The following is a 24,414-nucleotide window of genomic DNA, read 5'->3' on the forward strand; positions in this document are numbered from 1 at the left end:
AATACGTCTAATACGCAGATCTGCCATCATTCATACCGTGCCGAATGAGAGCCTCACCGCGCAGCTCGTCCCGCACCTGTGTCTGCTGGCCACGCTGCGAAGCACCGGAAACGTCACTCGCACGGCCGAGCTCCTCGGAGTGCCGCAACCCACAGTCAGCAGGCGACTGGCCGCGCTCGGACAGACCCTCGGCGCACCGCTGACCGTGCCCGACGGCCGCGGCGTCCGGCTCACCCGCGCCGCCGAACTGCTGGCCGACGCGGCGGAACGCGCCCTGCCCGTGGTCGACGCCGGGGTCCGCCTCGCCCGCGAGGAGATCGAGCCGGCGAGCGGCCGCGTCGTGCTCGGATTTCTGCACCTGCTCGGCCGGTCGCTGGTGCCGGAATTGCTGCGCAGGTATCGCGAACAGGCCCCGACCGCCCGGTTCTCCCTCGTGCAGGGTTCGTTGCAGGACATGGTCGACCGGCTCGTGTCCGGCGAACTCGATCTCGCCCTGCTCGCCCCGGTCGTCGAGGACGAACGGCTGGAGACCGTCGTGCTCGACCGGCAGCCGATCCATCTGTCGGTCCCTGCCGGACACCGGTTGGCCGGACGGCGCAACGTGCGCGTCGCGGAGCTGGCCGACGAGCCGTTCGTGCTGCTGGAACCCGGCTACGGACTGCGCCGGATCACCGACGACCTCTGCGCCGCCGCCGGCTTCACGCCGAAGGTCGCCTTCGAGGGGCAGGAATCCGACACTGTCCGCGGCCTCGTCGGGGCCGGGCTGGGTGTCGCGCTGCTGCCACGCTTCGAGCCGGGCTCCCCGGCCGGGGTCGCGGAGGTGCCGCTGCACCCGTCGGTCCACCGGACGATCGGGCTGGCCTGGCGCGCCGGGGAACCGCTTTCGCCCGCCGTCCAAGCGTTCCGCGACCACGTGCTCGGCGGGACGGATTAGCCGCCGGGGTGGTATTTGTATCCCGGTACCGTGCTAGCGTTTCCGGTATAGAAATACCGGAACTTGAGGACGCGAGGTAGTCGTGATCGAGCTGAAGACGCCTGCGGAGATCGACCGCATGCACGTGACCGGGCGGTTCATCGCCGAGGTGCTGACCGAGGTCGGCAAGCTCGCCGACGTCGGCGTCAACCTGATGGACATCGAGCACCACGTGCGCGGCATGATCAAGCGGCGCGGGGCGGTCTCGTGCTACTGGGACTACGCGCCGTCGTTCGGCGAGGGCCCGTTCCGCAACGTCATCTGCCTGTCGGTCAACGACGCCGTCCTGCACGGCCTTCCGCACGACTACACGCTTCGCGACGGCGACGTGCTCACCGCGGACATCGCGGTCACCATCGACGGCTGGGCGGCCGACTCGGCGCGCACGATCATCGTCGGCACGCCCGCCGAGGAGGACCAGCGGATCATCCGGGCCACCGAGGAAGCGCTGGAAGCCGCCATCGAGGCGTCCCGTCCGGGCAACCGGCTCGGCGACATCTCGGCCGCGATCGAGGCGGTCGCGACCGGCTACGGCTACCCGGTCAACACCGAGTTCGGCGGGCACGGCATCGGCCGCACCATGCACGGCGACCCGCACGTGTCCAACCGCGGCCGGGCAGGCCGCGGCATGAAACTCCGGCCCGGCCTGACGCTCGCGCTGGAACCGTGGCTGGCGCGCACGACGGACAAGATCGTCTACGACCCGGACGGCTGGACCATCCGTTCCGCGGACGGCTCGCGCACCTCGCATTCCGAGCACACGGTCGCGATCACCGACGGGGACCCGATCGTGCTGACCCGCCGCGAGGAAGAGCTGGCGGGGAAGAACTAGCCCGCACTGCCGCGGCGACTTCCGCCGCGGCAGCGACCGGCTAGCCCTCGTAGGAAGCCGCGAACTCCACCAACGTCCGCGCCGCGAACCCGGACGCGCCGGGCACCACGTCGTCGTACGTCTTGTCCGCGCGCGCCGGGCCCGCGATGTCCAGGTGCGCCCACGGCAGCCCCGCGGTGAACTCGCGCAGGAACAGCGCCGCCATGATCCCGCCCGGGCCGCCGGGGGCCTGCCGGACGTCGCCGAGTTCGCCCTCGATGCCGGTCGCGTAGTCCTCGACCAGCGGCATCCGCCACCACGCCTCCCCGGCGCGGGCGCCCGCCTCGATCACGCGGGCGGCGAGGTCGTCGTCCGTCGCGAAGACGCCGCCGGTGCGCAGGCCGAGCGACACCTTCATCGCGCCGGTCAGCGTGGCCGCGTCGACGATCAGGTCCGGCTTGAACTGGGAGATTCCGTAGGCGAGCGCGTCGGCCATCACCATCCGGCCCTCGGCGTCGGTGTTGCCGATCTCGGTGGTCCGGCCGCCGTAGTGCCGCACGATGTCGCCGGGCCGGTACGAGCCGCCGGAGACGTGGTTTTCCGCCGCGGGCACCAGCGCGGTGACGCGCACCGGCAGCTTCAGCTCCCCGATCGCGCGCATCGCGGCGATCACGGCCGCGCCGCCCGCCATGTCGGTGCGCATCAGGTGCATGCCGTCGGCGGGCTTCAGCGAAATGCCGCCGGTGTCGAAGGTGATCCCCTTGCCCACGAACAGCAGGTGCTTCGTCGCGCCGCGCGGGCGGTGCGTCATCTCGATGAGCCGCGGCGGCGAAGCCGAACCGCCGCCGACCGCCAGGACTCCGCCGAACCCCTTGTCGGCGAGCCACTTCTCGTCCCGCACGGTCACGTCGACCGTGCCGCCCAGCACCTTCGCCGCGGTGTTCGCCAGCCACGCCGGGTTCTTGATGTTCGACGGCGTGTTCGCCAGGTCGCGGGTAAAGGCAGCAGCCGCCGCGAGAACACGTACGCGCGCTACGGCGTCTGCGTACGCGGGCACGGCGCGCTCGTGCGCGACAACGAGGCGTACGACGGGCACCGGCGGCTTCGGCTCTGTCGTAGTGACCACGAACCGGTATCCGCCCAGAGACAGTCCGATCGCCAATTCGGCAGCGTGCTCGGCTGTCGCGTCTTCGGGCAGTACGACCTGGACTGTCCGGATCGGACGGTCCCCGGCCGCTTCGCGGAACACGCGCGCCAACGCGGCACCGGTCTGTCGAAAGTCCTTCGGCGCGCCTTCGCCGATACCGGCGACCCAGCGCGGAGCGTCGCCGTCTTCGGGCACTTCGCGTACTTCGGCGGCGCGTCCGCTCGACCCGTACGCTGTGCCTTCCTCCGCCTCGGCCGGCGCGATCAGCACTGCTCGCGGGACTCCGCGGCGCGTCGCGGCGACGACCTCGATTTCGGGCAGCTTCGTGGGGACGGGTGGTAGCGAGTTACGCACAGCGAGCAACCTTAGGGCGCAGACGAACCGACCCCGGCCTCCAGAAGGAGACCGGGGTGCACAGTGGACAGAGCGGGGAGAGCGCAGGTCAGCCAGTGACCTCCTGCAATGCGGCGCCGAGGTCCTTCGCTTCCTCCGCGGAGAGCTCGACGACCAGCCGGCCGCCACCCTCCAGTGGCACCCGCATGACGAGGCCCCGCCCCTCCTTGGTCACTTCGAGGGGACCATCTCCGGTCCGGGGCTTCATGGCCGCCATAGCGTGCTCCCTCCGTCTCAACCGGCGCGCCCGGGTCGCGCACTCCCATGCCAGCCGGGTCTCGTCCCCCATTGTCCCTCATCAGCGCCCGGGCGCGAACGCGGACCGATCATTTGCCGCCGCATCGGTGCTGGTATGCCGCCCGCCGAGGGTGCGAGACTCAGTCCCGAGAACCCGAGCCGCCGCTTCAGAGGAGCATTTCGTGACCACATCCGACGTCCTGTTGACCGCCGACGCCGACGGCGTGCGCACCCTGCGGCTGAACCGGCCGGAGGCGTACAACTCGCTGACCGTCGAGCTCAAGGAGCGCCTGATCGCCGAGCTGCGCGCGGCCGCCGAGGACCCGGACGTCCGCGCGGTGGTGCTCACCGGCACCGGGAAGGCGTTCTGCGCCGGACAGGACCTCAAGGAGCACGTCGGCCTGCTGCAGGCGAACGACCCGGCCCCGCTGCACACGGTGAGCGACCACTACAACCCGATCGTCAAGGCGATCACCGGGATGCCGAAGCCGGTCATCGCGGCGGTGAACGGCACCGCGGCCGGTGCTGGCGCGGCTTTCGCGTATGCCAGCGACCTGCGGATCGCGGCGGAGTCGTCGTCGTTCTTGATGGCGTTCGCGAATGTCGGGCTCGGGCCGGACTCGGGCGCGTCGTGGACGTTGCAGCGGTTGATCGGGTATGGGCGGGCTGCCGAGTTGATGTTGATGGCGCGGACGGTGGACTCGGCGGAGGCGTTGCGGATCGGGCTCGTCGGGGAGGTTGTGCCGGACGAGGAGCTGGCCGCTCGGGCGCAGAAGGTGGCGGCGAAGCTCGCGGCTGGGCCGACGGTGGCTTACGCGAAGATCAAGGGTGTGTTGGGGGTGGCGGCTGAGTCTTCGTTGGAGGAGGCGTTGGCTGCTGAGGACGCTGCGCAGACGGAGTTGGGGGGTACTGCGGATCACGCGGAGGCTGTGGAGGCGTTTGTGGGGAAGCGGCGGCCTAATTTTCAGGGGAAGTGAAGGGTTAAAGAGGAGCGGCTGCGCCGCATAAAAGAGGGTTGCGTGGGGCACCCCGAAGCTTGATTGTGCTGACGGTTCGGGGGTGCTTGTCGAGGCGGGAAAGATGCCTTGACAAGCACCCCCGAACCGCAGGAGAGCTTCGTATCGGGGTGCGGGGGAGGGCTGGGTGCCTCGCTCGTTGGGTGCATCGGCTGCGGGATGGGCTTGGTGCCTCAACGCGTTGGGTGCACCGGCTGCGGGGGGCTGGGTGCACTGATTGTTGGGTGCACCGGCGGAGGTTTGGTTGGTGGTGGGGGCTAGCGCCCCAATGTGGCATTGGGTGCGTTGGATGCACCGAACGCCACATTGGGTGCATCTGACGCACCCAATGCCACATTGGGGGCGTATCGCGGGTGGCGGGCGGGGCGGGCAGCGGCCGGGCGGTCCGTGAAGGGCTCCTTGAGGGAATCCAGGTCCGTGAAGGGGCCCCTCACCGAACGAGCGGCCGGGCGTGAGGGCCACCCTGGGGGAATCTGTGTACGTGAGGGTTCCCCTCACGTACTTCAGGTGGCGCGGAAGCAGCCTTTTACGTGGTCGTCGACCATGCCGGTGGCTTGCATCAGCGCGTAGCAGGTGGTCGGGCCCAGGAAGGCGAAGCCGCGCTTCTTCAGATCCTTTGCCATTGCCTTCGACTCGTCGGTGATCGCCGGGACGTCGGCCATGGTGCGGGGGCGGCGGTGTTTCGCTGGGGCGAAGGACCACAGCAGCTTGTCCAGTGGGATGTCCAGGTCTGCGACGGCGCGGGCGTTCTTCACGGCTGCTTCGATCTTCGCGCGGTTGCGGACGATTCCCGCGTCTTGCATCAGGCGGTTGACGTCCTTCTCGCCGAAGCGGGCGACCTTCTCCGGTGCGAAGCCTCGGAAAGCCTTCCGGAAGTTCTCGCGTTTGCGGAGGATGGTGATCCAGGACAGTCCGGACTGAAACGATTCCAGGCACAGGCGTTCGTACAGCTCAGCCTCGCCGTGGAGCGGGACGCCCCACTCCTCGTCGTGGTACGTCGCGTAATCGGGGGCTGAGTTGCCCCAGCTGCAGCGGGCGATGCCGTCTTCGCCCAGTAGTTCCGTCATTGTTCCCCCATTGAATAATTTTCCGCGAACCTCGCGAACTGCCGCAGTGAATGGCGTACTCCCAGTGCGAACGCGGGGCGCGCCAGGGGCCAGCCTGCGCGGCCTAGCAGGCCGAAGGGCAGTTTGAGGTGTTCGGCCCACACGAAGGTGCAGTGGCCGGCGCCCTTCGACAGCACCTGGAACACGCCGGTTCCCTGCACCAGGCTGCCCAGGTGGCGCACCGTGCAGCGCAGGGGCGGTTCCCAGGTCGTGATCTCCATCGTGTCGGTGAAGCCGATGCCTCCGAAGCCGGTGAAGGCCGCGAGTTTCGAGCCGACGCTGCGGCCGTTGCCCTCGACGACCCGTACCTGCGTGCCGAGCATCCACTCGCCCTGGCGGGCCCAGTCGGTGAGTGCGAGCCAGGTCGTGCCAGCCGGTGCCGCGACGTCTACCGACAGCACCAGGTCACTCACCCGTCGGCCTCCGGTGCGCTGCTTCGCGGGGCTGTTGCGCGGCCTCGAGCCGGGCGACCCGTTCGCGCAGTTCGTCCAGTTCCACGCCGGTCCTGCGCAGCACCCAGTCCACTTCGGACATCTTGTACCCGCGGAACACCAGCTGGAAGCGTACCTGGCGGACGTCCTCGCCGGTAATGTCCTCGGCGGGCAGACGAGTGGGCGAGCTGCCCGGCGGCAGCGGCGCCAGTTCCTCGCCCCGGCCGAACACCACAGCGGCCAGGAGGAACACCACGGCGGCCACCAGCAGCATGACTACGAGGTAGATCAGCGCGGTCGTCACGCGACGATCGTGGCACACCGCCGCCAGGAACGTCGCGCTAGCACGACAAGTCGGAACGACAGGACCACCCAGGCGACCATCAGCACGCCGCACGGACCGCTCAGGAACAGCCGCGCCGCGTCGACTACCCCGGTCGCTCCGATCAGCAGCAGCACGGAGAACAGGTTGAGGCCCACCGCGATCGCGCCGAGCGTCCGGCTGACCCGGGCCGTGCGGACGCCGTCGAACCGGCGGCTGAGGAACCGGGTGCCCAGCAGCGCGAGCAGGCCCAGCACCGGCACGGCGTAGATCGCGGCGTGGGTGAACTGCGTGACGTACGGATACCAGCCGGGGTTCGGCGTGGTCAGCCGCGACCAGGAGCCGTAGGTGAAGATGCGCGCCACCTCCCACGACGTCTGCATCGCGGGCACGCCGAGCACGAGCAGCCACAGCGTCCGTACGCCGTTGTGCATGCTCAGTTCCGCTTGGTAGTCACCGGCGATCTCGCGGACCTGACCGAAATCCGCTACCGCGCGGCGTTGCGCTTCGACCTCGCTCCAGCCGCCCTCGCGGTACGCCTCGGCCGCGTCGCGCAGACCGTCGCGGGCTTCGGCGAGCAGGTCCGCCTTCGTGCCGCGGCGGCCGATCAGCGCGCGGTCCAGTTCGGCCAGGTAGGCCTCGATGGGGCTTGCCGCGGTCTGGCTTGTCGTGGTCATGGTTCCAGCACTCCACCGATCACCGTGGTGAACTCCCGCCACTGCACCCGTTCCGCGGCCAGCGCCTGCTGCCCGGCGCGAGTGAGCCGGTAGGTGCGCCGCTTGCGGCCGGACACCACGTCCCACTCGCTGGCAAGCCAGCCGGCGCGCTCGAGCCGGCGCAACGCCGGGTACACCGTGCCGGTGGGCAGGTCGAGCGCTCCGTCGCTGCGCAGCGCCAAAGCCTCGATGATCGCGTATCCGTGCAGCTTGCGGCCGTCGAGGACGGCGAGCAGCAACGCGTCGAGGTGTCCGCGCAACGTGTCCGCTTTCATAGGTCGGCAGTCTACTCATCTTGACCCTGGCAGGCTAATCTCCGCGCCTTCCCGAACCGTCCGGGAAAAACCCTGAGATCACCCCGATCTCATGGGTTTTCCCGCTACATGTAGCCGCGCTACGTATAGGCTGCGTCGGCATGGACCCACTGCCGATAGCGCGACTCCAGTTCGCGACCACGACCTCGTTTCACTTCCTGTTTGTGCTGCTCACTCTGGGTTTGGTGACCATGGTGGCGATCATGCAGACCCGCGCGACGCTCCGCGGCGGGGAGCAGCTGCACCGGATGACCGCGTTCTGGGGGCGCCTGTACGTGGTCAACTACGCACTCGGAATCGTCACCGGAATCGTGATGGAATTCCAGTTCGGGATGACCTGGACCGGGCTGTCCGCGTTCGCCGGGGACGTTTTCGGCGCGCCGCTCGCGATCGAGACGCTGGTGGCGTTCTTCCTGGAATCGACGTTCCTCGGCGTGTGGATCTTCGGCCGCGGCCGGATGAACAAGTGGGTGCACCTTGCGGTGTTGTGGCTGGTCACGCTCACCGCGTACGCCTCCGCGCTCTTCATCATGGTCGCCAACTCGTTCCTGCAGAACCCGGTCGGTTCGCGGATGGAGAACGGCGTGCTGCGACTGGACGACTTCGGCGCGTTGTTCGCCAACCCGGCGCTCGTCGCGTCGCTGCCGCACGTCCTCGGGGCCGCGCTGCTGACCGGCGGCTTCTTCGTGACCGGCGTCAGTGCGTACCACTTCCTCAAGCGCACCAGCGAGATCGACTTCTTCCGCCGGTCGCTGCGGATCGGGGTGGTGACGTCGCTGATCGGCAGCGTGCTGGTGGTCCAGGCCGGGTTCGCGCAGTTCGCCGAGGTCGCCGGGTATCAGCCGGACAAGTTCAAGGGTTCGGTCGCCGTCGGGCTGCCGCTCGGGATGATGATCAATATCGGCTTCTTCGCGTTCTTCGCGGCGCTGGTCGGCACGCTGCTGTTGTTCCGCGACCGGCTGCTGCGGGCGCGGCCGGTGCTCATCCTGATGGTGCCGGGGATCGCCGTGCCGTTCATCGCGGCGATCATGGGCTGGCTGGTCCGCGAGATCGGCCGTCAGCCGTGGCTGGTGTGGGGCAAGCTGCGCACCGCGGACGCCGTCGCCGACGTCAGCGGCGGGCAGATCCTGTTCTCCTTCATCGCTTTCACGCTGTTGTTCGCCGTGCTGGCCATCGCCGACTGGGTGCTTCTCGCGCGGATCGCCAAACGCGGTCCGGCGGTCGCCGCGGCGGAAACCGAACTTCCTGTCCTGAGTGGAGTGTGACCCCGTGGTGACGATCTGGTGGGGTGTGCTCGGTTTGATGCTGGGCGGCTACTTCGCGCTGGCAGGCTACGACTACGGCGTCGGGATGCTGCTGCCCGCGCTCTCCCGCGACGAGGCTGGACAGCGGCGCGTGCTCGGCGCGGTCGGCCCGTTTTTCCTGGCGAACGAGGTGTGGCTGGTCGCGGCGGTCGGCGTGCTGTTCGGCGCGTTCCCGCATCTGGAAGGGCGGGTGTTCGCCGGGGCTTACGTGCTGATTGTGCTGTTGCTGCTGGGCTTGGTCACGTTCACCGCGGCGGTGCAGTTGCGGAGCCGGCATCCGGAGGGCAACCGGCGCGGGTGGACGTTCGCCATTACCGCGGGTGCGCTGGTCACCGCGGTCTCGTGGGGATTGTTCCTCGGCAACCTCGTGCGCGGGCTTCCGCTCGATGCGCAGGGCCGCCCGGTCGACGACGTTCTGGCGTTGTTCAACCCGTACGCGGTCTTGTGGGGACTCGGGTTTGTCGCCCTGTTCTGCTTGCAGGGCTTGGTTTTCCTCGCAGTACGTGGCCCGGCGGAAATTGCCGGACGGGTTCGTCGGCTGACTCGGTCGTTCCTGCTTCCGGTGGGCGTTTTCCTGGTGACAGCGACGGTTTGGGGAGCTTTCTCCGGTGGTTCTTGGGCCGCACTGGCGGTAGTAGCGGTCGCCTTCGCCGCCTATCTGACCGTCCTTTTCGGACTCCAGCGGCCACGGTTGGCGCTCCCAGCCGTGATGCTGCTGAGCGCGTGCCCCGCGCTGCTGGTCGGGGTGCTGCGGTTCCCGGTCGTCCTGTCCTCTGGCGCGGGCTACCAGTTGACCGTCGACCAGGCCGCCACCACGCCGGACATGGCCGCGGTGCTCGGATGGTTCGCCGCGCCCACGCTCCTCGTGCTGGTCGTCGTGCAGTGGCTGACCTGGCGGGCGCACCGACGTCCGGTCGACGAGAAGTCGTTGCTGCACTATTAAAAGGAGCCTCACCATGCCTGGTCTTCGCGGTTACCTGACAGCGCTCGCCGTGCTGGGCGTCGGCACTGCTGTCACCGTGCTCGTCCAGGCGGACGGGCTTGCGACCCTGCTCACCGGCGGCGGCGTTTCGGTCGCCCTGTGCGTCGCCGTCGGGGCGAGGCTTCTGCTCGTTGTCGCGCAGGGCCTGCTCACCAGCCACTTCGCGGCATCGGCCCAGGCTGGTCTGCGTCGTCGGTTGCTAGACGCGACCGGCGACCCCGGCGTGACCGCCACCCGCATCACCAAAGGCGTCGATGCCACCGCCACCTACCTCGCGGGCTACTTGCCAGCGATGGTGCTGTCGGCCATGGTCCCGATCGCAGTACTGGCAAGGCTTTTCACTGCCGACCTGACCTCCGCCTTGATCGTCACCGCCACCGTCCCGTTGATCCCGCTCTTCGGCGCGTTGATTGGCGCGCACACTAGAGCGCGTACACAGTGGACACTCCTAACGCGACTGGGCGGACACTTCCTCGACGTCGTCCGAGGCTTGCCGACGCTCAAACTCTTCGGCCGCGCGCAAGCCCAGACCCGGAGCGTGCGCGAAATGGCCAACGCACACGCCGACGCCACCATCCGGACGTTGAAAGTCGCCTTCCTGTCCGCGCTGGTGCTGGAACTCGTCGCCACCCTGTCGATCGCGCTCGTCGCGGTACCCATCGGGTTCCGCCTGCTGTCCGGCTCGATGACCGCGCACACCGCGATGCTGGTCCTGGTCCTCGCCCCGGAGGCGTACCTGCCGCTGCGCGCCGCCGGAGCGAAGTTCCACGCCGCCGCGGAAGGACTCACCGCATGGAAAGAAATCCTCAGCGCACCAACGACAATCCGCCGGTCCGGCACGCGGACACGTCGCCTCGGTCCGCCGGAAGTGGTATTCGACCACGTATCCGTGCATTACGGCGAAACTTGCGCACTGTCCGAAGTAGACTTAACTATTCAACCCGGCGAACACCTCGCCTTGGTCGGGCCGAGCGGTTCCGGCAAATCCACTCTGCTCGCCGTTCTGCTGGGTTTCGTCGAGCCGACCGCCGGGCGAGTGCTCGTCGACGGCGTCGACCTGCGCACCCTCGACCACTCGTCCTGGCTGCGCGACACTGCGTGGCTACCGCAACGTCCGACGCTCTTTCGCGGCACCCTCAAGGAAAACACCGGCGGACGCCGCGTTGACGACATCGTCACCGACCTCCCCTACGGCTACGCGACGCAGATCGGCGAACTGGGCGCGGGACTGTCCGCCGGGCAACGCCAACGCGTCGGACTGGCCCGAGCTCTGTCCCGCACCGAAGCCGGACTCGTCCTGCTGGACGAACCCACCGCTCGCCTCGACACCGGTACGGAAGCGACCGTGCTGGCCGGTGCCAAGGAACTGCTGCCCGGCCGCACCGCAGTCCTGGTCGCACACCGACCCGCGCTGGCAGCACTCGCGTCGCGGACGGTCGAACTCAAGCATGGGGTGACGGTATGAAACTCGTCCGCGCGACCCTGCTCGCCGTCGGTGCCGAACTCGCCGGACTCGGCCTGACCGGCACCGCGGCCTGGCTGCTCATGCGTGCCGCCGAGCAACCTCCGCTCGCCGCGCTCACCCTCGCGATTGTCGCCGTGCGCGTCTTCGCCTTGGCGCGCGGCGGACTCCGTTACGCCGAACGCCTTGCCGGACACGACGTTGTCCTCCGCTACCTCGGCTCCCTCCGGACCCGGGTGTACCAGGCCCTACTCCCCCGTCGCGTCGCCGAACACTCCGGCGCGGACTTGGTCACTCGCCTGGTGTCCGATGTGGACGCCGTGCAAGACGCCATCCTCCGGCTAGCGCTACCGGCCGTGGTCGCGAGCACTGTCGGTCTAGCGGTCGTGGTTTTCGCCGGGCCGGTAAGCCTTCCGCTTTCCGGAATTGTCCTCATCGGACTGCTCGCAACAGGACTTCTGTTAATCCCCCGAAGCAAAGCCCCCGAGCCGCCGCAGGAACTCGCCGAACGCACCGTGGAACTCGTCCTCGGCCGCCACGAACTCATCGCCTACGGCTGGGAACAACGAGAAAAAACCCGCGCCACCACGGTCATCGACAAGCTGGCCGCAGAATCCCGCCGCACCGGCCGCCGCCTTGCCCTGACCACTGCCGCCGGAGTGGCCGTGCAATTCGCGACCACCGTCGCGGTCGCGCTGCTCAGCCCCGCGAGCATCCCGGTCACCGCCGCCCTCACCCTGACCACGATGGCCCTGTTCGAACTGGTCCTTCCGCTGCTTCCCGCCGCCGAGCGAATCCCCGAAATCCGCGCCTCGCTGAGCCGGGTGCGCGCCGTCCTCGCCGCGCCGGCCCGAACCCCCGAACCGATCCCCGGACCAGGGCATTTCCGGCTGACCAACGTCGGCGTCCAGTATCCCGGCCGCCGCGCCGCGCTGGAAGGCATCGACCTCGACCTGCCGCCCGGCACCCGGTTGGGCATCCTCGGCCCCTCGGGCGCCGGAAAAACGACTCTGCTGCACGTCCTGCTCGGCTTCGTCTCCCCCACGTCCGGTTCGATCACCGTCGACGGCCGCCCCGTGACCGGACCGCACCCCGCGGTGATCTCCGGAGCCCTCGCCGACGCACACGTCTTCGCCACGACCGTCCGCGAGAACCTGCTGCTCGCGAACCCGGAAGCCACCGACGACGACCTGCGCGCCGCCTGCGAAACCGCTGGCTTCGACCTCCCGCTGGACCGGGACACCGGCCAAGACGGCGACGCCCTCTCCGGCGGTCAACGGCAACGGCTGATCCTCGCCCGCGCGGTACTCGCCGCACCGCCGGTCCTGGTCCTCGACGAACCGGTGGAAGGCCTCGACCCAGCACACGGCGACGAGGTCCTGGCGAGGATTCTCGCTCAGGCGAAGGGAACCGTCGTGCTGGTGACGCACCGGCCGGAGCACGTCGCCGGGTTCGACCAGATCCTCATGGTGGAGGACGGTCGGCCAGCGCTCACTGTTCCCGGATGAGCTGGATCGGCGAGTCCATCGGATCGAGGTGGAACAGGTCGTTGGCGTCGACGTACGGCTGCGATTCCGGCGATCCGCGGAACAGCGCGACGACGACAGCGGTGAACCGGACTCGGCCGTCGCCGAGATGAGTGATCCCCTTCGGCTCGGCGAGACCGGCCAGCCACTCGGCCTGCACCGGGTGCATCGTGGCGGTGTAAGTCCCGGTCCGGCCGGCGCGGGCGGCCAGGACGTCGCCCCACCGGGCGAGCGAGAGGATCTCGTCGATCGCCAGCCGGATCTCGTCGCTTCCCCCGTAATCCAACGCCGTGTACCCGGCCTGGCGGGCAATTCCGCCGCGCCAGTAACTGGAGTCGTCGCCGGGCACGCTCCGGTAAACCGTCTGCCACGCGGGCCGCCGGTGAAAAGGATGCGGAGCCAGTTCGGCCCAGCCGACCAGGAACCCGTCCCTGCTGCCGTCGTCCGCGTAGACCCGCACGGTGTTCCGGTCCGGCTGCCGAAGAACCAGATCGCGCAGCTCCAGCCGGCGCGCGCTCGAAGGATCCAGTCGGTCTTTGGCCACGTCCATCGCCCCCGCTGCTCGAATCGGATCGGCTCCGGAACGTAGCGCGCGACGATGACATCTCGATGAAGTCGCGATCTGTCCACTGTAGACAGAGGGTCATTCCCGCCGGGCGGCCAGCACCTCCCGCATCGGCGGCCGATCCGCCACCGGCACCTCCGTCACGTCGGGCACCCACTCCCCCGACACCTGCACGAACTGCGTGAACCGCGCCGCCTCCGCGCCCGGCATCCCGCAGCGGGCCAGCGCGGTGCCGAGGATCTGCCGGGCCATCACGCCGAGTTGCAGCAGCGACCGGTTGCGGTGTTTGCGCACGCCGAGGTTGACCTGCGCCAACCCGTCGAGCCCGTAGCGCTCCTCGGCGTCGAGCAGCAGGCCGATCTCGACGCCGTATCCCCCGGCGAACGGCACCGACTCCAGGAACTCGCGCGTGCCCGCGTACTCGCCGCCCAGCGGCTGCACCAGCTCGCCGAGGGCCGGGCGCAGCGCGGACAGCACCGGGCGCGCCAGCAGCTCGGTGACCCGGCCGCCGCCGGTGCTCTCCAGCCGCAGCGGGCGGCGGTAGAAGCCCTTGACCAGGTGCACGCCGTCCTCGGTGAGCAGCGGGCCGAGCAGCGACGGCACGAACGCCGGGTCCGGGTCGACCAGGTCGGAGTCGAGGAAGACCACGACGTCGCCGGTCGTCGCGGCGAGGGAGCGCCACAGGACCTCGCCCTTGCCCGGACGCGGCGGCAGCTCCGGCACGACGTCCTCGCGGCGCACCACGCGAGCCCCGGCGGCCGCGGCGACCTCGACGGTCGCGTCGGTGGAACCGGAGTCGACGACCACCAGCTCGTCGACCACTCCGCCGAGCAGCGGGCGCACCGAGGCGACCACCGCGGCGACCGTTTCCTCCTCGTTCAGCGCCGGCAGCACGACCGACACGGTCCGGCCGCGTTTGGCGGCGAGGATGTCCGCGGCGCTCCACCCGGGCTCCTGCCAGGTGCGACGGTGAAACCAGCTCATGGAGGCGATCGTGCCATGCTGGAGCCGGTGCCCGATCCTCCGGAGGGAGAACCCTTGCTGTCGCTGCTCGTCCGTTTCGTGCTCGGACCGCTGGTCCGCGCGCTTTACCGGCCCCAGGTCGAGGGGGTCGAGAACATCCCCGAGGACGGTCCGGTGCTGCTCGCCTCCAACCACCGGGCGGCGCTGGACACGGGTGTGATCACGTTCACCACCCCGCGGCAGGTCCGGTTCCTCGGCAAGGCCGAGTACTTCACGGGCAAGGGCGTCAAGGGCCGGTTCATCGCGAAATCGCTCGACGCGCTCGGGTACGTCCCGGTCGAACGCGGCAACGCACAGGCCGGGCTCGCCGCGCTCGAAGCGGGCCGGAAGGTGCTCACCGACGGCGGCGTCTTCGCGATCTACCCCGAGGGCACCCGCTCGCTCGACGGACGGCTGCACCGCGGGCACACCGGCGTCGCCGCGCTCGCGCTGTCCACCGGGGCGAAGGTGGTCCCGGTCGCGTTGTTCGGCACCGAGGGCATCCAGCCGAACGGCGCGAAAATCCCGCGGCTCGCCAAGATCAAGGTCCGCTTCGGCGAACCGCTGGACTTCGCGCGCTACGAGGGCCAGGACTCGTCCTCGGCGATCCGCCGCTCGGTCACCGACGAGATCATGTACGCGATCCTGGAACTGTCCGGACAGGAATACGTCGACACCTATCACAAGCGACCGGACGAAAAAGCGTCGTAGGCGCCTTATCCGACCGAGCGGCTCATGATGTCGACCAGCTTGTCCGCGTCGGACGCGACGCTGATCAGCTCCCGCGTTTCCGGCCGCAGGAATCCCTTCTCCAGCATCTGATCGGCGAACGCCACCAGCGGCGAGTAATACCCGGCCACGTCGAGCAGCCCGATCGGCTTGCGGTGAATGCCGAGCTGCGCCCACGTCCACACCTCGAACAATTCCTCGAGGGTGCCGACCCCGCCGGGCAGCGCGACGAACGCGTCCGACAGCGCGGCCATTTTCGCTTTGCGCTGGTGCATGTCGGCGACCACGTGTAATTCGGTGAGACCGCCGTGCGCGATTTCCACGTTCGACAGCACTTCCGGGATCACGCCGATCACTTCGCCGCCCGCGGCGAGCGCGGCGTTCGCCACCACGCCCATGGTGCCGACGCTCGCGCCGCCGTAGACGAGGCCGATTCCCCGCTGCGCCAACAGTTTCCCGACGCCGGCCGCCGCTTCGGCATACTCCGGCGAAAAACCCTGCGCCGAACCGCAGAACACACAGATCCGCATCAGTGCGTGTCCTCCCAAGCCTGATAAGACTCCTGCACGACGCGCACCGCGTCGTCGATGTCGTCGGTCAAGTGCAGCAGATCGAGGTCCTTCTCGCCGATTTTCCCGCCGTCGAGCACGGATTTCGCGATCCAGTCGTACAGCCCGCCCCAGTAGTCGGTGCCGAACAGCACCACCGGGAACTTCGTGACCTTCTTGGTCTGGACCAGCGTGAGCGCCTCGAACAGTTCGTCGAGCGTCCCGAATCCGCCGGGAAGGCAGATGAACGCCTGCGAGTACTTGACGAACATGGTCTTGCGCGCGAAGAAGTAGCGGAAGTTCACGCCGAGGTCGACCCACGGGTTCAGACCCTGCTCGAACGGCAGCTCGATGCCGAGCCCGACGGAGAACCCGCCCGCCTCGTTCGCGCCGCGGTTCACCGCTTCCATCGCGCCCGGACCGCCGCCGGTCATCACCGCGAACCCGGCGTCGGCGAGCGCGGCCCCGATCTTGCGGCCCAGTTCGTACTCCGGGTGGTCGCGTTTGGTGCGCGCCGAACCGAACACGGTCACCGCGCGCGGAACCTCGGCCAGCGCGCCGAATCCCTCGACGAACTCGGCCTGGATCCGCAGCACGCGCCACGGGTCGGTGTGCACCCAGTCGCTCGGCCCCCGCGAGTCGAGCAGCCGCTGATCGGTGGTGCTGCCCTGGTCGCGCCGATCGCGCCGGAGCACCACCGGGCCCTTGTGCCGCTCCACCGGACGTTCGGGGTACTGGCCGTCGGGAAATTCAGACTGTTCGCTCACCAGCCAAGCCTACGGGCCGATCGGCCGCGGCGGGCGCCCGAGGCGGCACCGGAGCGTGACGGCTCGGTTGCCCGCGGCTGAACGCGGGAAAGCGGACCACCAGCGGGTTCCGGTCCTCCTACCAACGGCCGGTTGTCAGGAACTACCTACGAAAGTCGTCCGGCCCGTCCCAAACCGCCGTTTTCCCTGCTACGGGGCTACTTGCGGGGAATAGTCCCGATCGCCCCCGAGGTCCCGCTGGTCCGTTCAGCGCATTGACCGCCCCCGTGAGCGCTTTTTTACTCACGGTGTCCGCGGCCTGATCAGCCCAGCTCAACGCGTTGCGCTTTTCCCCATCGTGTACCCCGAAAGGACTGTCGATGACGTCCAGAAGAGGGCTCGCCACCGGCATCGCAAGTGTCGCCGGTCTCGCCCTTTCCCTGCTCGCGCTGCCGGTGACCCCGGCATCCGCGGCCCCCGCCCACCCCACCGCAGACCCGCAGGCCACCGCGATCGCGGCCGCCGACCGGGCCGCCGCCGCAGGCGCGGTCGGGCTCCGCAAGAGCTCGGCCGAAAGCCTGCACCGCGTCAGCACCACCCTGGGCGACGCCGGGCTGTATTACAACTCCTACGAGCGCACCTACGACGGCCTCCGGGTCGTCGGCGGGGATGCGGTGATCGTCGCCGACGGAACGGGCCGCGTGCGCGGCACCGACTCCGCCGAGGGCGCGGCCATCACCGTGGGCACCAAGCCCACTGTCGACGCGGCGCGCGCGGCCTCGGTCGCCCGCGCCCAGTTGCCGACCGTGAGCACGGTGAGCAAGCCTGATCTGGTCGTTCTCGGCGGCGCACAGCCGAAACTCGCCTACGAGGTCGTCGTCAAGGGCCGCACCGCGAAGGCGCCGAGCAACCTGCACGTCTTCGTCGACGCCGCCACCGGCAAGGTCCTCGACCAGCGCGACGACGTGAAGGCCGAAAGCCCGGCGAAGTCCGGCGCGAACGCCGCGGCCCCCGCCGCGGCGGGCAACGGCAACAGCTACTACGTCGGCCAGGTCAGCATCGACACCACCGGGTCGGGCAGCTCGTACTCGATGCGCGACCCGAACCGGTCGGGCATCAGCTGCGGCCGCGAAAACGGCTCGGTGTTCACGAAGTCCAGCAACAACTGGGGCAACGGGCAGGGCACCGACCTCGAAACCGGTTGCGTCGACACGCTTTACAGCGTGCAGACCGAGTGGAACATGCTGAAGGACTGGCTGGGCCGCAGCGGCATCGACGGCAACGGCCGCGGGTTCCCCGCCTCGGTCGGGCTGAACGACGTCAACGCGTACTGGGACGGTTCGTCCACGCACTTCGGCCACTCGCAGGACAACCAGCGCCAGGCGACGTCGATGGACGTGGTCGGCCACGAGTTCGGGCACGGCATCTTCCAGAACACGCCGGGCGGCGCGGGTTCGGGCAACGAGAACGGCGGGCTCAACGAGTCCACCGGCGACATTTTCGGCGCGCTGACCGAGTTCTACGCGAACAACCCGGTCGACAAGCCGGACTTCACCGTCGGCGAGGGCGTCAACCTGGTCGGCCAGGGCCCGATCCGCTACATGTACAACCCGGGCCAGATCGGCGACCCGAACTGCTACTCGTCCTCGATCCCGAACACCGAGGTGCACGCCGCCGCGGGCCCGCAGAACCACTGGTTCTACCTGCTCGCCGAGGGCAGCTCTCCCTCGGACGGCCAGCCGTCGAGCCCGACCTGCAACAACAGCAGCGTCACCGGCGTCGGCATCCAGAAGGCGGGCAAGATCTTCTACAACGGCCTGCTGCACAAGACCTCGTCCTGGAACCACAAGGCGGCCCGCAAGGCCACCCTTCAGGCCGCGGTCGACCTGTTCCCGGGCAGCTGCACCGAGTTCAACGCCACCAAGGCGGCGTGGGACGCGGTTTCGGTCGGCGCGGTCTCGGGCGAGGCCACCTGCACCGGCAACCCGCCGGCGGGCAACGACTTCTCGGTCGCGCTGTCCCCGGCGACCGCGACTGTCCAGCCCGGTGAGTCGGCGACGTCCACGGTGACCACCAAGATCACCAACGGCAACGCGCAGTCGGTCAAGCTGACCGCGAGCGGCCTGCCCTCGGGCGCGACCGCGACCTTCGACCCGGCGACCATCCAGTCCGGCGCCACCGCGACCGTCACCATCGCGACGACGGCCAGCACGCCGAAGGGCACCAGCAAGGTCACGATCACCGCGACCGGCGCGAACGCCACGCACACCTCGGACTTCACCCTGACCGTGGGCAGCGGCACCCCGCCGGGCTGCGGCGGCATCGCGGCGTGGGACTCGAACACGTTCTACGGTCCGGGCGACGTGGTCTCGTACAACAACCACAAGTGGACCTCGACGTGGTACTCCGTCGGCGCTGAGCCGGGCGCACCCAGTTCCTGGGCCGTCTGGACCGACAACGGGGCCTGCTGACGCAGTAACCGCACTCTAGTTTCTCGGCCTTCTGGACCAGCCGGGCACGGCGCCTCGTGCCCGGCTGGTCTGTGTTCACCCACTTGTCCAGACCACCCCTGCTGGAATTTGTCTAGACCATACGTTCGGGGGTAGGAATCCCCCGGTGCGCCGCTTACCGTTGCGACACCACCGTTACCGGGGACGGGAGCCGTGATGAACGGACGGAAATCGCGCTGGTTCGGGACCGCCGTGGCGGCCCTGCTCGCACTGCCGCTAGCGGGAATCGCCCCCGCCTCAGCGGCCGCCGCGCCGCAGTCGGACACGTGCGCGGTAAAACCGAGACCCTCCGGTTCGGTGCTGCAAGGCTATTGGGAAAACTGGGACGGAGCCTCGAACGGCGTCCACCCCGGCATGGGCTGGGTGCCGATCAACGACCCCAGCATGGCCGCACACGGGTACAACGTCATCAACGCCGCCTTCCCGGTGATCCTTTCCGACGGCACCGTGCAGTGGGAAGACGGCATGGACTCGACGGTGAAGGTCTCCACGCCCGCCGAGATGTGCGCGGCCAAGGACGCCGGAGCCACCATCCTGATGTCTATCGGCGGCGCAGCAGCGGGTATTGACCTGTCGTCCAGCTCGGTCGCCGACAAGTTCGTCAGCACCATCGTGCCGATCCTGAAGAAGTACAATTTCGACGGAATCGACATCGACATCGAGACCGGCTTGTCGAGCAGCGGCGACATCAATTCGCTGTCCGCCTCGCAAGCAAACCTGGAACGCATCATCGACGGCGTACTGTCCCAAATGCCCGCCGGCTTCGGCCTGACGATGGCCCCGGAAACAGCATACGTAACGGGCGGCTCGGTAACCTACGGCTCGATCTGGGGCGCATACCTCCCCATCATCAAGAAGTACGCCGACAACGGCCAACTGTGGTGGCTGAACATGCAGTACTACAACGGCTCCATGTACGGCTGCTCCGGCGACAGCTACGAAGCCGGGACCGTGCAGGGATTCACCGTGCAGACGCAATGCCTGGACAAGGGCCTCACCGTACAAGGCACCACAATCCGCGTCCCGCTGGACAAACAAGTCCCAGGCCTCCCAGCCCAACCAGGCGCAGGCGGCGGCTACATGGATCCGGGCCTGGTCTCGCAGGCGTACCAGAGCGTCCCCGGGCTCAAGGGATTGATGGACTGGTCAATCAACTGGGACGGCTCAAAAGGCTGGACCTTCGGCGACAACGTGAAATCGCTGCAAGGCCGGTAAAAAAGCTGCTGTGGGCCGGGGTGCTGCGCAATTCGCCGCCCCGGCCTCAGCCCACAAACCCGACCGGCCGCCGGTTCTCCCCGGCGGCCCTTCCTGTCGTGAGGGGAACCCTCACAGACGCTGATTCCCGCAGGGTTCCCCTCACGACCATGCTCCGGACGTGAGGGGCCCCTTCACGGACCCAGATTCCCTCAAGGAGCCCTTCACGGACCGCCCCGCCAACCACCGCCGCCGGGATGCTGCCCCAATGTGGCATTGGGTGCATGGGACGCAACGAACGCCACATTGGGTGCATCCAACGCACCCAATGCCACATTGGGGCGCTAACCCCCACCACCGACAAACCGCAGCCGACGCACCCGACCGCATCGAGCCCCCGACCGCAGCCGATGCACCCAACGGGCGAGGCACCCAGCCCCTCCCCCGCACCCCGATACGAAGCCTCCCTGCGGTTCGGGGGTGCTTGTCAAGGCATCTTTCCCGCCTTGACAAGCACCCCCGAACCGTCAGCACAATCAAGCTTCGGGGTGCCCCACGCAAGCACGCGCCAATGTCGCCGCCAGGCGACGAGGCCCGAGCCGAGACAGAATCAACTCAAAAACCGCCTCAACACCTCAGCAACCCCCCGAATCTCCCCAACCCGAACCCACTCCTGCTGCGTATGCGCCAACGTAGGATCCCCAGGCCCGAAATTCACCGCAGGCATCCCCAACGCAGCAAACCGAGCCACATCCGTCCACCCCAACTTGGCCGCAGCCGACCCCCCAGCCGCAGCCACCAGTTCAGCTGCCGCCGGCGCGGACAACCCAGGCAACGCCCCAGGCGACATATCCACCAACGTCACATCAAACCCATCAAAAACCCCCCGCACATGCGCCTCGGCCTCCTCCGCCCCCCGATCAGGCGCGAACCGATGATTAACCGTCAAAACAGCAGCATCCGGCACCACATTCCCAGCCACCCCGCCAGAAATAGCAGTAGCCTGCAACCCTTCCCGATAAGTCAGCCCGTCAATCTCCACCACCCGAGGCGAATAAGAAGCCAACCGCTGCAACGGCTCCGCCAACGCGTGAATCGCATTCGACCCCATCCAAGCCCGAGCAGTGTGCGCCCGAGCCCCGGAAGTCCGCACCTCAACCCGCAACGTCCCCTGGCATCCGGCTTCAATCACCCCATTGGACGGCTCCCCGACAATCGCGAGGTCCCCGGCAAGCCACTCAGGCAACTCCCGCTCAATCCGCCCAAGCCCGTTCCGAACAGCCTCGACCTCTTCATTGTCGTAAAACACAAACGTCACATCATGCCGAGGCTCCGGCAAAGTAGCGGCGAGGTGCAAGAAGACCGCATCCCCGCCCTTCATGTCCACCGACCCCAGCCCATGCAACACGGAATCGTCCCCGACCCCAGTGCGACGAGAAGGCAAGTTGGAATTCTCCGGAACAGTGTCCAAATGCCCCGCGAGAATCACCCGCGAAGGACGCCCCAACCGAGTCCGCGCCAGCACCGCGTCCCCATTGCGCACGACCTCCAAATGCGGAGCCTGCTCGGCCAGCGCCGCCTGCACGAGGTCCGCGAGCTTGCCCTCCTCCCCGGAGACGCTGAACACATCCACAAGGGCAGCGGTGAGGTCGGCCGGGTCGGCGCGCAGGTCAAGGGAGGTCATACCGGCACCGTACCCAGCAGGCGCGGGGGCTACCGTGAGGACGTGCGCACGCGAAGCTCCCTGGTCGCTCTCGGCGTCCTCGCCCTCGTCCTCACCGGCTGCAGCAACGAGGCCGGGCCCAAGGCCCGCCCCGGAGCCGGCGATCCGGGTCCGGACGCACTGCCGACCAAGCTCGAGGCGCTGTCGGCCGACGCTTGCTTCACCGGTCCGCAGACCCAGCTGCCCAAGGGCTGTGAGAAATACGTCACCGAGGTCGGCAACACCGCCGGTTCGGTGCACAAGCTGGCGAAAGCGGGCAAGACGGTCAACCAGCCGCTCGACCGCGACGCGACCGCGCTCGACCAGGCGGTCGGCGCGTTCCGCCAGGCGGGCTGCACCACCGTGCCGACCCCCGGCGGGGCGTGCACGCAGGCGCTCGTGTCCATCTCGACCGCGCTGACCGAGGTCAAGCAAAAGGTGAACCAGCTGGCCACCACAGGTTGATCCGGTCCGCTTCGGCTACCGTGACCAGCGTGAGCGAGCAGACCCCTGACCCCGAAACGACCGGCGCCGTCGGCGTCGGGCTGGCCACCGTCACGTCCGACGGAACCGTGCTGGACACCTGGTACCCGCACCCCAAGCTGGTCGACGCAGGCACGAGCGGCACCGAGCGGCTGACCGCGGAGCAGACCACCGAGCTGCTCGGCGAGTCCGCGGCCGCGCTGCTCGGCCCGGACACCGACCGCGGTGTCGAGGTCGTCGCGGTGCGCGTCACGATCGGCAGCCTTGCCACCGCGCCCGCCGACGCCCACGACGTCTACCTGCGCCTGCACCTGCTTTCGCACCGGCTGGTCCAGCCGCGCGTGCAGAGCCTCGACGGCATCTTCGGCCTGCTGGCCAACGTCGTGTGGACGAGCCACGGCCCGTGCCCGGTCGAGGGCTTCGAGCAGACCCGGCTGCGGCTGCGGTCGCGCGGTGCGGTCTCCGTGTACGGCGTGGACAAGTTCCCGCGGATGGTCGACTACGTGCTCCCGACCGGCGTCCGCATCGCCGACGCGGACCGCGTGCGGCTCGGTGCGCACCTGGCGTCCGGCACCACCGTGATGCACGAGGGCTTCGTGAACTACAACGCGGGCACGCTCGGCGCGTCGATGGTCGAAGGCCGCATCTCGGCGGGCGTGGTGGTCGGCGACGGCAGCGACGTCGGCGGCGGCGCGTCCATCATGGGCACGCTGTCCGGCGGCGGCACCGAGGTGATCTCGATCGGCGAACGCTGCCTGATCGGCGCGAACGGCGGCGCGGGCATCTCCCTCGGCGACGACTCGGTGATCGAGGCAGGCCTGTACATCACCGCGGGCACCAAGGTCGAGGTCGACGGCAAGACGGTCAAGGCACGCGAGCTGTCCGGCATCTCGGGCGCGGTGTTCCGCCGCAACTCCGCGACCGGCGCGGTCGAGGTCGTGCCGCGCGGCGGCGTCGGCATCCAGCTGAACGAAGCACTGCACGCCAACTGATCCAGCTCTTCGAAGAGGGTGCGCTTCCCGCTGCGGGAGCGCACCCTCTCGCTGTTTTGGCGGACTCCGATCGGATCGCTGTTCACCTACCATTAACTAGGTGACTTCCGACGCGACCAGCCGCCGCCGTACTCCGGAACCGACGACGCCGGCCGCTCTCGGGCTCCCCGCCGAACCGGCGAAGGCGGGCCCCGAGGCGCCGGCCGCCGCGCACGTCCGCGCCAAACTCGACCACGAACTGCGCGAACTGCTGTCCCGCGAACCGGGCACCCGGGCTGGGACCGATCCGGAAGAACTGCACCAGATGCGCGTCGCGCAACGACGGATGCGAAGCGTGCTGAAGTCCTCGAGCGCGCTGGTCGGCCCCACCGCGGAGCCGGTACGCGCCGACCTCGGCTGGCTGGGCCAGGTCCTCGGCGAGGTCCGCGACTACGACGTCCTGATCGGCCACCTGCGCGAGGTGATCGCCGACTTCGACGTCCGAGACCAACCCGCCGGACGACGGCTGGTGTCCCGCTTCGTCTCCGAACGCACCACAGCCCGCCGCCGCTTGAACCGGGCGCTGTCGAGCCCCCGGTACGCGACCCTGCTGCAGGGCATCGCCCAGCTGTCCCGCACCGCCGAGCACGAGATCGACGAAACCCCCGCCGAGAAGCCCAGTTTGGCCGCGGACGTACGGAAGCCGTACCGGAAACTCGCCCGTGCAGTCGCCGCCCTGCCCCCGAATCCCCCGGACGACGACCTGCACGCACTGCGCATCCACGGCAAGAAACTTCGCTATACCGCCGAATTGGCCCGATCGGCGGCGAAGAAGAAGCAGGCCGCGAAACTGTCCGAACTGATCAAGGCGACGCGCAAATTCCAGACCGTGCTGGGCGATCACCAGGACGCGGTGTTCGCCGCGGAGAAGGTGCGCGGAGTACTGCCCAACGCAGACGCAGAAATCGGCTTCGTCGCCGGACGAATCGTCGAACACGAACTCGCCAAACGCGCCCACGCCCGCGCCACCTGGCTCGACATCTGGCACCGCATCGAAGCAGCCGAACACGCGGTCAGCTAACCGACCACGCGTATCCCGACAGCAACCGCTTCCGCGAGCCGGGTTATCGAGCAGGACTGGCGAAACGCATCGAGGCCGCCGAGCGTGCAGTCAGCTAACCGACCACACATACCCATCCGGCTACCCCACCATCCGCTTCGCCG

At 68.8% G+C, this 24,414-nt stretch carries 25 protein-coding genes; 13 read left to right on the top strand and 12 right to left on the bottom strand.

Annotated features, from left to right (window positions below):
- The first annotated feature begins 37 nt into the window (after positions 1–37).
- A complete protein-coding gene (locus tag FKO37_RS44775; protein WP_238608515.1) occupies positions 38–934 on the top strand; it encodes a LysR family transcriptional regulator in 897 nt (298 codons plus the stop codon).
- An 82-nt stretch (positions 935–1,016) separates the two neighbouring features.
- The gene (map, locus tag FKO37_RS44780) at positions 1,017–1,805 is read left to right on the top strand and encodes a type I methionyl aminopeptidase (protein ID WP_134668851.1); all 789 of its coding nucleotides are present in this window, start codon (positions 1,017–1,019) and stop codon (positions 1,803–1,805) included.
- 40 nt (positions 1,806–1,845) lie between these two features.
- Here the strand turns inward: map and FKO37_RS44785 are convergent, their stop codons facing one another.
- On the bottom strand, positions 1,846–3,285 hold the full coding sequence (locus FKO37_RS44785) for a M17 family metallopeptidase (RefSeq protein WP_238608516.1): 1,440 nt from the start codon (positions 3,283–3,285) through the stop codon (positions 1,846–1,848).
- Positions 3,286–3,373: 88 nt separating this feature from the next.
- Positions 3,374–3,541, bottom strand: coding sequence for a DUF3117 domain-containing protein (locus FKO37_RS44790; RefSeq protein ID WP_005155393.1), 168 nt, complete (start codon positions 3,539–3,541; stop codon positions 3,374–3,376).
- Between the two features lie 202 nt (positions 3,542–3,743).
- On the opposite strand from FKO37_RS44790, the gene FKO37_RS44795 reads away from it, so the two are divergent.
- Positions 3,744–4,538, top strand: a complete 795-nt coding sequence (locus FKO37_RS44795; protein WP_037815927.1) for an enoyl-CoA hydratase-related protein — start codon at positions 3,744–3,746, stop codon at positions 4,536–4,538.
- A 542-nt stretch (positions 4,539–5,080) separates the two neighbouring features.
- Here the strand turns inward: FKO37_RS44795 and FKO37_RS44800 are convergent.
- Genes FKO37_RS44800 through FKO37_RS44820 form a run of 5 tightly spaced genes read right to left on the bottom strand, consistent with a single transcriptional unit; the run spans position 5,081 to position 7,427 of the window.
- A complete protein-coding gene (locus FKO37_RS44800; protein WP_037815929.1) occupies positions 5,081–5,644 on the bottom strand; it encodes a DNA-3-methyladenine glycosylase I in 564 nt (187 codons plus the stop codon).
- On the bottom strand, positions 5,641–6,096 hold the full coding sequence (locus tag FKO37_RS44805; protein WP_037815932.1) for an SRPBCC family protein: 456 nt from the start codon (positions 6,094–6,096) through the stop codon (positions 5,641–5,643). Before FKO37_RS44805 ends, FKO37_RS44800 begins: the two co-directional genes overlap by 4 nt.
- Complete coding sequence (locus FKO37_RS44810) at positions 6,089–6,418, bottom strand: DivIVA domain-containing protein (protein ID WP_037815935.1); 330 nt, start codon at positions 6,416–6,418, stop codon at positions 6,089–6,091. The genes FKO37_RS44805 and FKO37_RS44810 overlap by 8 nt, the downstream gene beginning before the upstream one ends.
- Positions 6,415–7,113, bottom strand: coding sequence for a permease prefix domain 1-containing protein (locus FKO37_RS44815; RefSeq protein ID WP_238608517.1), 699 nt, complete (start codon positions 7,111–7,113; stop codon positions 6,415–6,417). The genes FKO37_RS44810 and FKO37_RS44815 overlap by 4 nt, the downstream gene beginning before the upstream one ends.
- A complete protein-coding gene (locus FKO37_RS44820) occupies positions 7,110–7,427 on the bottom strand; it encodes a helix-turn-helix transcriptional regulator (RefSeq protein ID WP_037815937.1) in 318 nt (105 codons plus the stop codon). Before FKO37_RS44820 ends, FKO37_RS44815 begins: the two co-directional genes overlap by 4 nt.
- A 140-nt stretch (positions 7,428–7,567) precedes the next feature.
- Between FKO37_RS44820 and FKO37_RS44825 the strand changes: the two genes are divergently transcribed.
- From FKO37_RS44825 to cydC, 4 genes are read left to right on the top strand one after another with little or no spacing between them, the layout of a single operon-like run.
- Entirely contained in the window at positions 7,568–8,731 is a 1,164-nt protein-coding gene (locus FKO37_RS44825; protein WP_037815938.1) for a cytochrome ubiquinol oxidase subunit I, read from the top strand.
- Positions 8,732–8,735: 4 nt separating this feature from the next.
- Positions 8,736–9,713: a cytochrome d ubiquinol oxidase subunit II gene (gene cydB, locus FKO37_RS44830; RefSeq protein ID WP_238608518.1), complete on the top strand. Its 978-nt coding sequence runs from the start codon at positions 8,736–8,738 to the stop codon at positions 9,711–9,713.
- A gap of 13 nt (positions 9,714–9,726) precedes the next feature.
- Positions 9,727–11,217 carry a thiol reductant ABC exporter subunit CydD gene (gene cydD, locus FKO37_RS44835; protein WP_238608519.1) on the top strand — a complete coding sequence of 497 codons (1,491 nt, stop codon included), beginning with the start codon at positions 9,727–9,729 and terminating at the stop codon, positions 11,215–11,217.
- On the top strand, positions 11,214–12,722 hold the full coding sequence (gene cydC / locus FKO37_RS44840) for a thiol reductant ABC exporter subunit CydC (RefSeq protein WP_238608520.1): 1,509 nt from the start codon (positions 11,214–11,216) through the stop codon (positions 12,720–12,722). The genes cydD and cydC overlap by 4 nt, the downstream gene beginning before the upstream one ends.
- On the opposite strand, the gene FKO37_RS44845 is transcribed toward cydC, so the two are convergent.
- Together FKO37_RS44845 and FKO37_RS44850 are read right to left on the bottom strand one after the other, a co-directional pair.
- Positions 12,706–13,290: a hypothetical protein gene (locus FKO37_RS44845; RefSeq protein WP_238608521.1), complete on the bottom strand. Its 585-nt coding sequence runs from the start codon at positions 13,288–13,290 to the stop codon at positions 12,706–12,708. The two genes, cydC and FKO37_RS44845, sit on opposite strands and share 17 nt — an antisense overlap.
- Before the next feature lie 93 nt (positions 13,291–13,383).
- Positions 13,384–14,289, bottom strand: a complete 906-nt coding sequence (locus tag FKO37_RS44850) for a glucosyl-3-phosphoglycerate synthase (RefSeq protein ID WP_238608522.1) — start codon at positions 14,287–14,289, stop codon at positions 13,384–13,386.
- Positions 14,290–14,343: 54 nt separating this feature from the next.
- Here FKO37_RS44850 and FKO37_RS44855 point away from each other — a divergent pair, with 54 nt between their 5' ends.
- Positions 14,344–15,018: a 1-acyl-sn-glycerol-3-phosphate acyltransferase gene (locus FKO37_RS44855; protein ID WP_134668882.1), complete on the top strand. Its 675-nt coding sequence runs from the start codon at positions 14,344–14,346 to the stop codon at positions 15,016–15,018.
- 5 nt (positions 15,019–15,023) lie between these two features.
- Here FKO37_RS44855 and FKO37_RS44860 read toward each other — a convergent pair whose 3' ends face one another.
- Both FKO37_RS44860 and FKO37_RS44865 read right to left on the bottom strand, forming a co-directional pair.
- Entirely contained in the window at positions 15,024–15,566 is a 543-nt protein-coding gene (locus FKO37_RS44860) for a TIGR00730 family Rossman fold protein (RefSeq protein ID WP_200864309.1), read from the bottom strand.
- Positions 15,566–16,351 (bottom strand): TIGR00730 family Rossman fold protein, encoded by a 786-nt coding sequence (locus tag FKO37_RS44865; RefSeq protein WP_037815948.1) that lies wholly within the window; start codon positions 16,349–16,351, stop codon positions 15,566–15,568. The genes FKO37_RS44860 and FKO37_RS44865 overlap by 1 nt, the downstream gene beginning before the upstream one ends.
- Before the next feature lie 359 nt (positions 16,352–16,710).
- Here FKO37_RS44865 and FKO37_RS44870 point away from each other — a divergent pair, with 359 nt between their 5' ends.
- On the top strand, positions 16,711–18,801 hold the full coding sequence (locus FKO37_RS44870) for a M4 family metallopeptidase (RefSeq protein ID WP_238608523.1): 2,091 nt from the start codon (positions 16,711–16,713) through the stop codon (positions 18,799–18,801).
- A gap of 195 nt (positions 18,802–18,996) precedes the next feature.
- Positions 18,997–20,055, top strand: a complete 1,059-nt coding sequence (locus FKO37_RS44875) for a chitinase (RefSeq protein ID WP_238608524.1) — start codon at positions 18,997–18,999, stop codon at positions 20,053–20,055.
- Between the two features lie 589 nt (positions 20,056–20,644).
- Here the strand turns inward: FKO37_RS44875 and dapE are convergent.
- A complete protein-coding gene (gene dapE, locus FKO37_RS44880) occupies positions 20,645–21,718 on the bottom strand; it encodes a succinyl-diaminopimelate desuccinylase (protein ID WP_238608525.1) in 1,074 nt (357 codons plus the stop codon).
- A 42-nt stretch (positions 21,719–21,760) separates the two neighbouring features.
- On the opposite strand from dapE, the gene FKO37_RS44885 reads away from it, so the two are divergent.
- From FKO37_RS44885 to FKO37_RS44895, 3 genes are all read left to right on the top strand, one after another.
- Positions 21,761–22,201 carry a hypothetical protein gene (locus FKO37_RS44885; protein ID WP_037816399.1) on the top strand — a complete coding sequence of 147 codons (441 nt, stop codon included), beginning with the start codon at positions 21,761–21,763 and terminating at the stop codon, positions 22,199–22,201.
- Between the two features lie 29 nt (positions 22,202–22,230).
- Complete coding sequence (dapD, locus tag FKO37_RS44890; protein WP_037816400.1) at positions 22,231–23,211, top strand: 2,3,4,5-tetrahydropyridine-2,6-dicarboxylate N-succinyltransferase; 981 nt, start codon at positions 22,231–22,233, stop codon at positions 23,209–23,211.
- Between the two features lie 100 nt (positions 23,212–23,311).
- The gene (locus FKO37_RS44895) at positions 23,312–24,271 is read left to right on the top strand and encodes a CHAD domain-containing protein (RefSeq protein ID WP_238608526.1); all 960 of its coding nucleotides are present in this window, start codon (positions 23,312–23,314) and stop codon (positions 24,269–24,271) included.
- The last annotated feature ends 143 nt before the right edge of the window (positions 24,272–24,414 follow it).

The organism is Amycolatopsis sp. Poz14, assembly GCF_006704225.1.
In the GTDB taxonomy this organism is placed as follows: Bacteria; Actinomycetota; Actinomycetes; order Mycobacteriales; family Pseudonocardiaceae; genus Amycolatopsis; species Amycolatopsis nivea.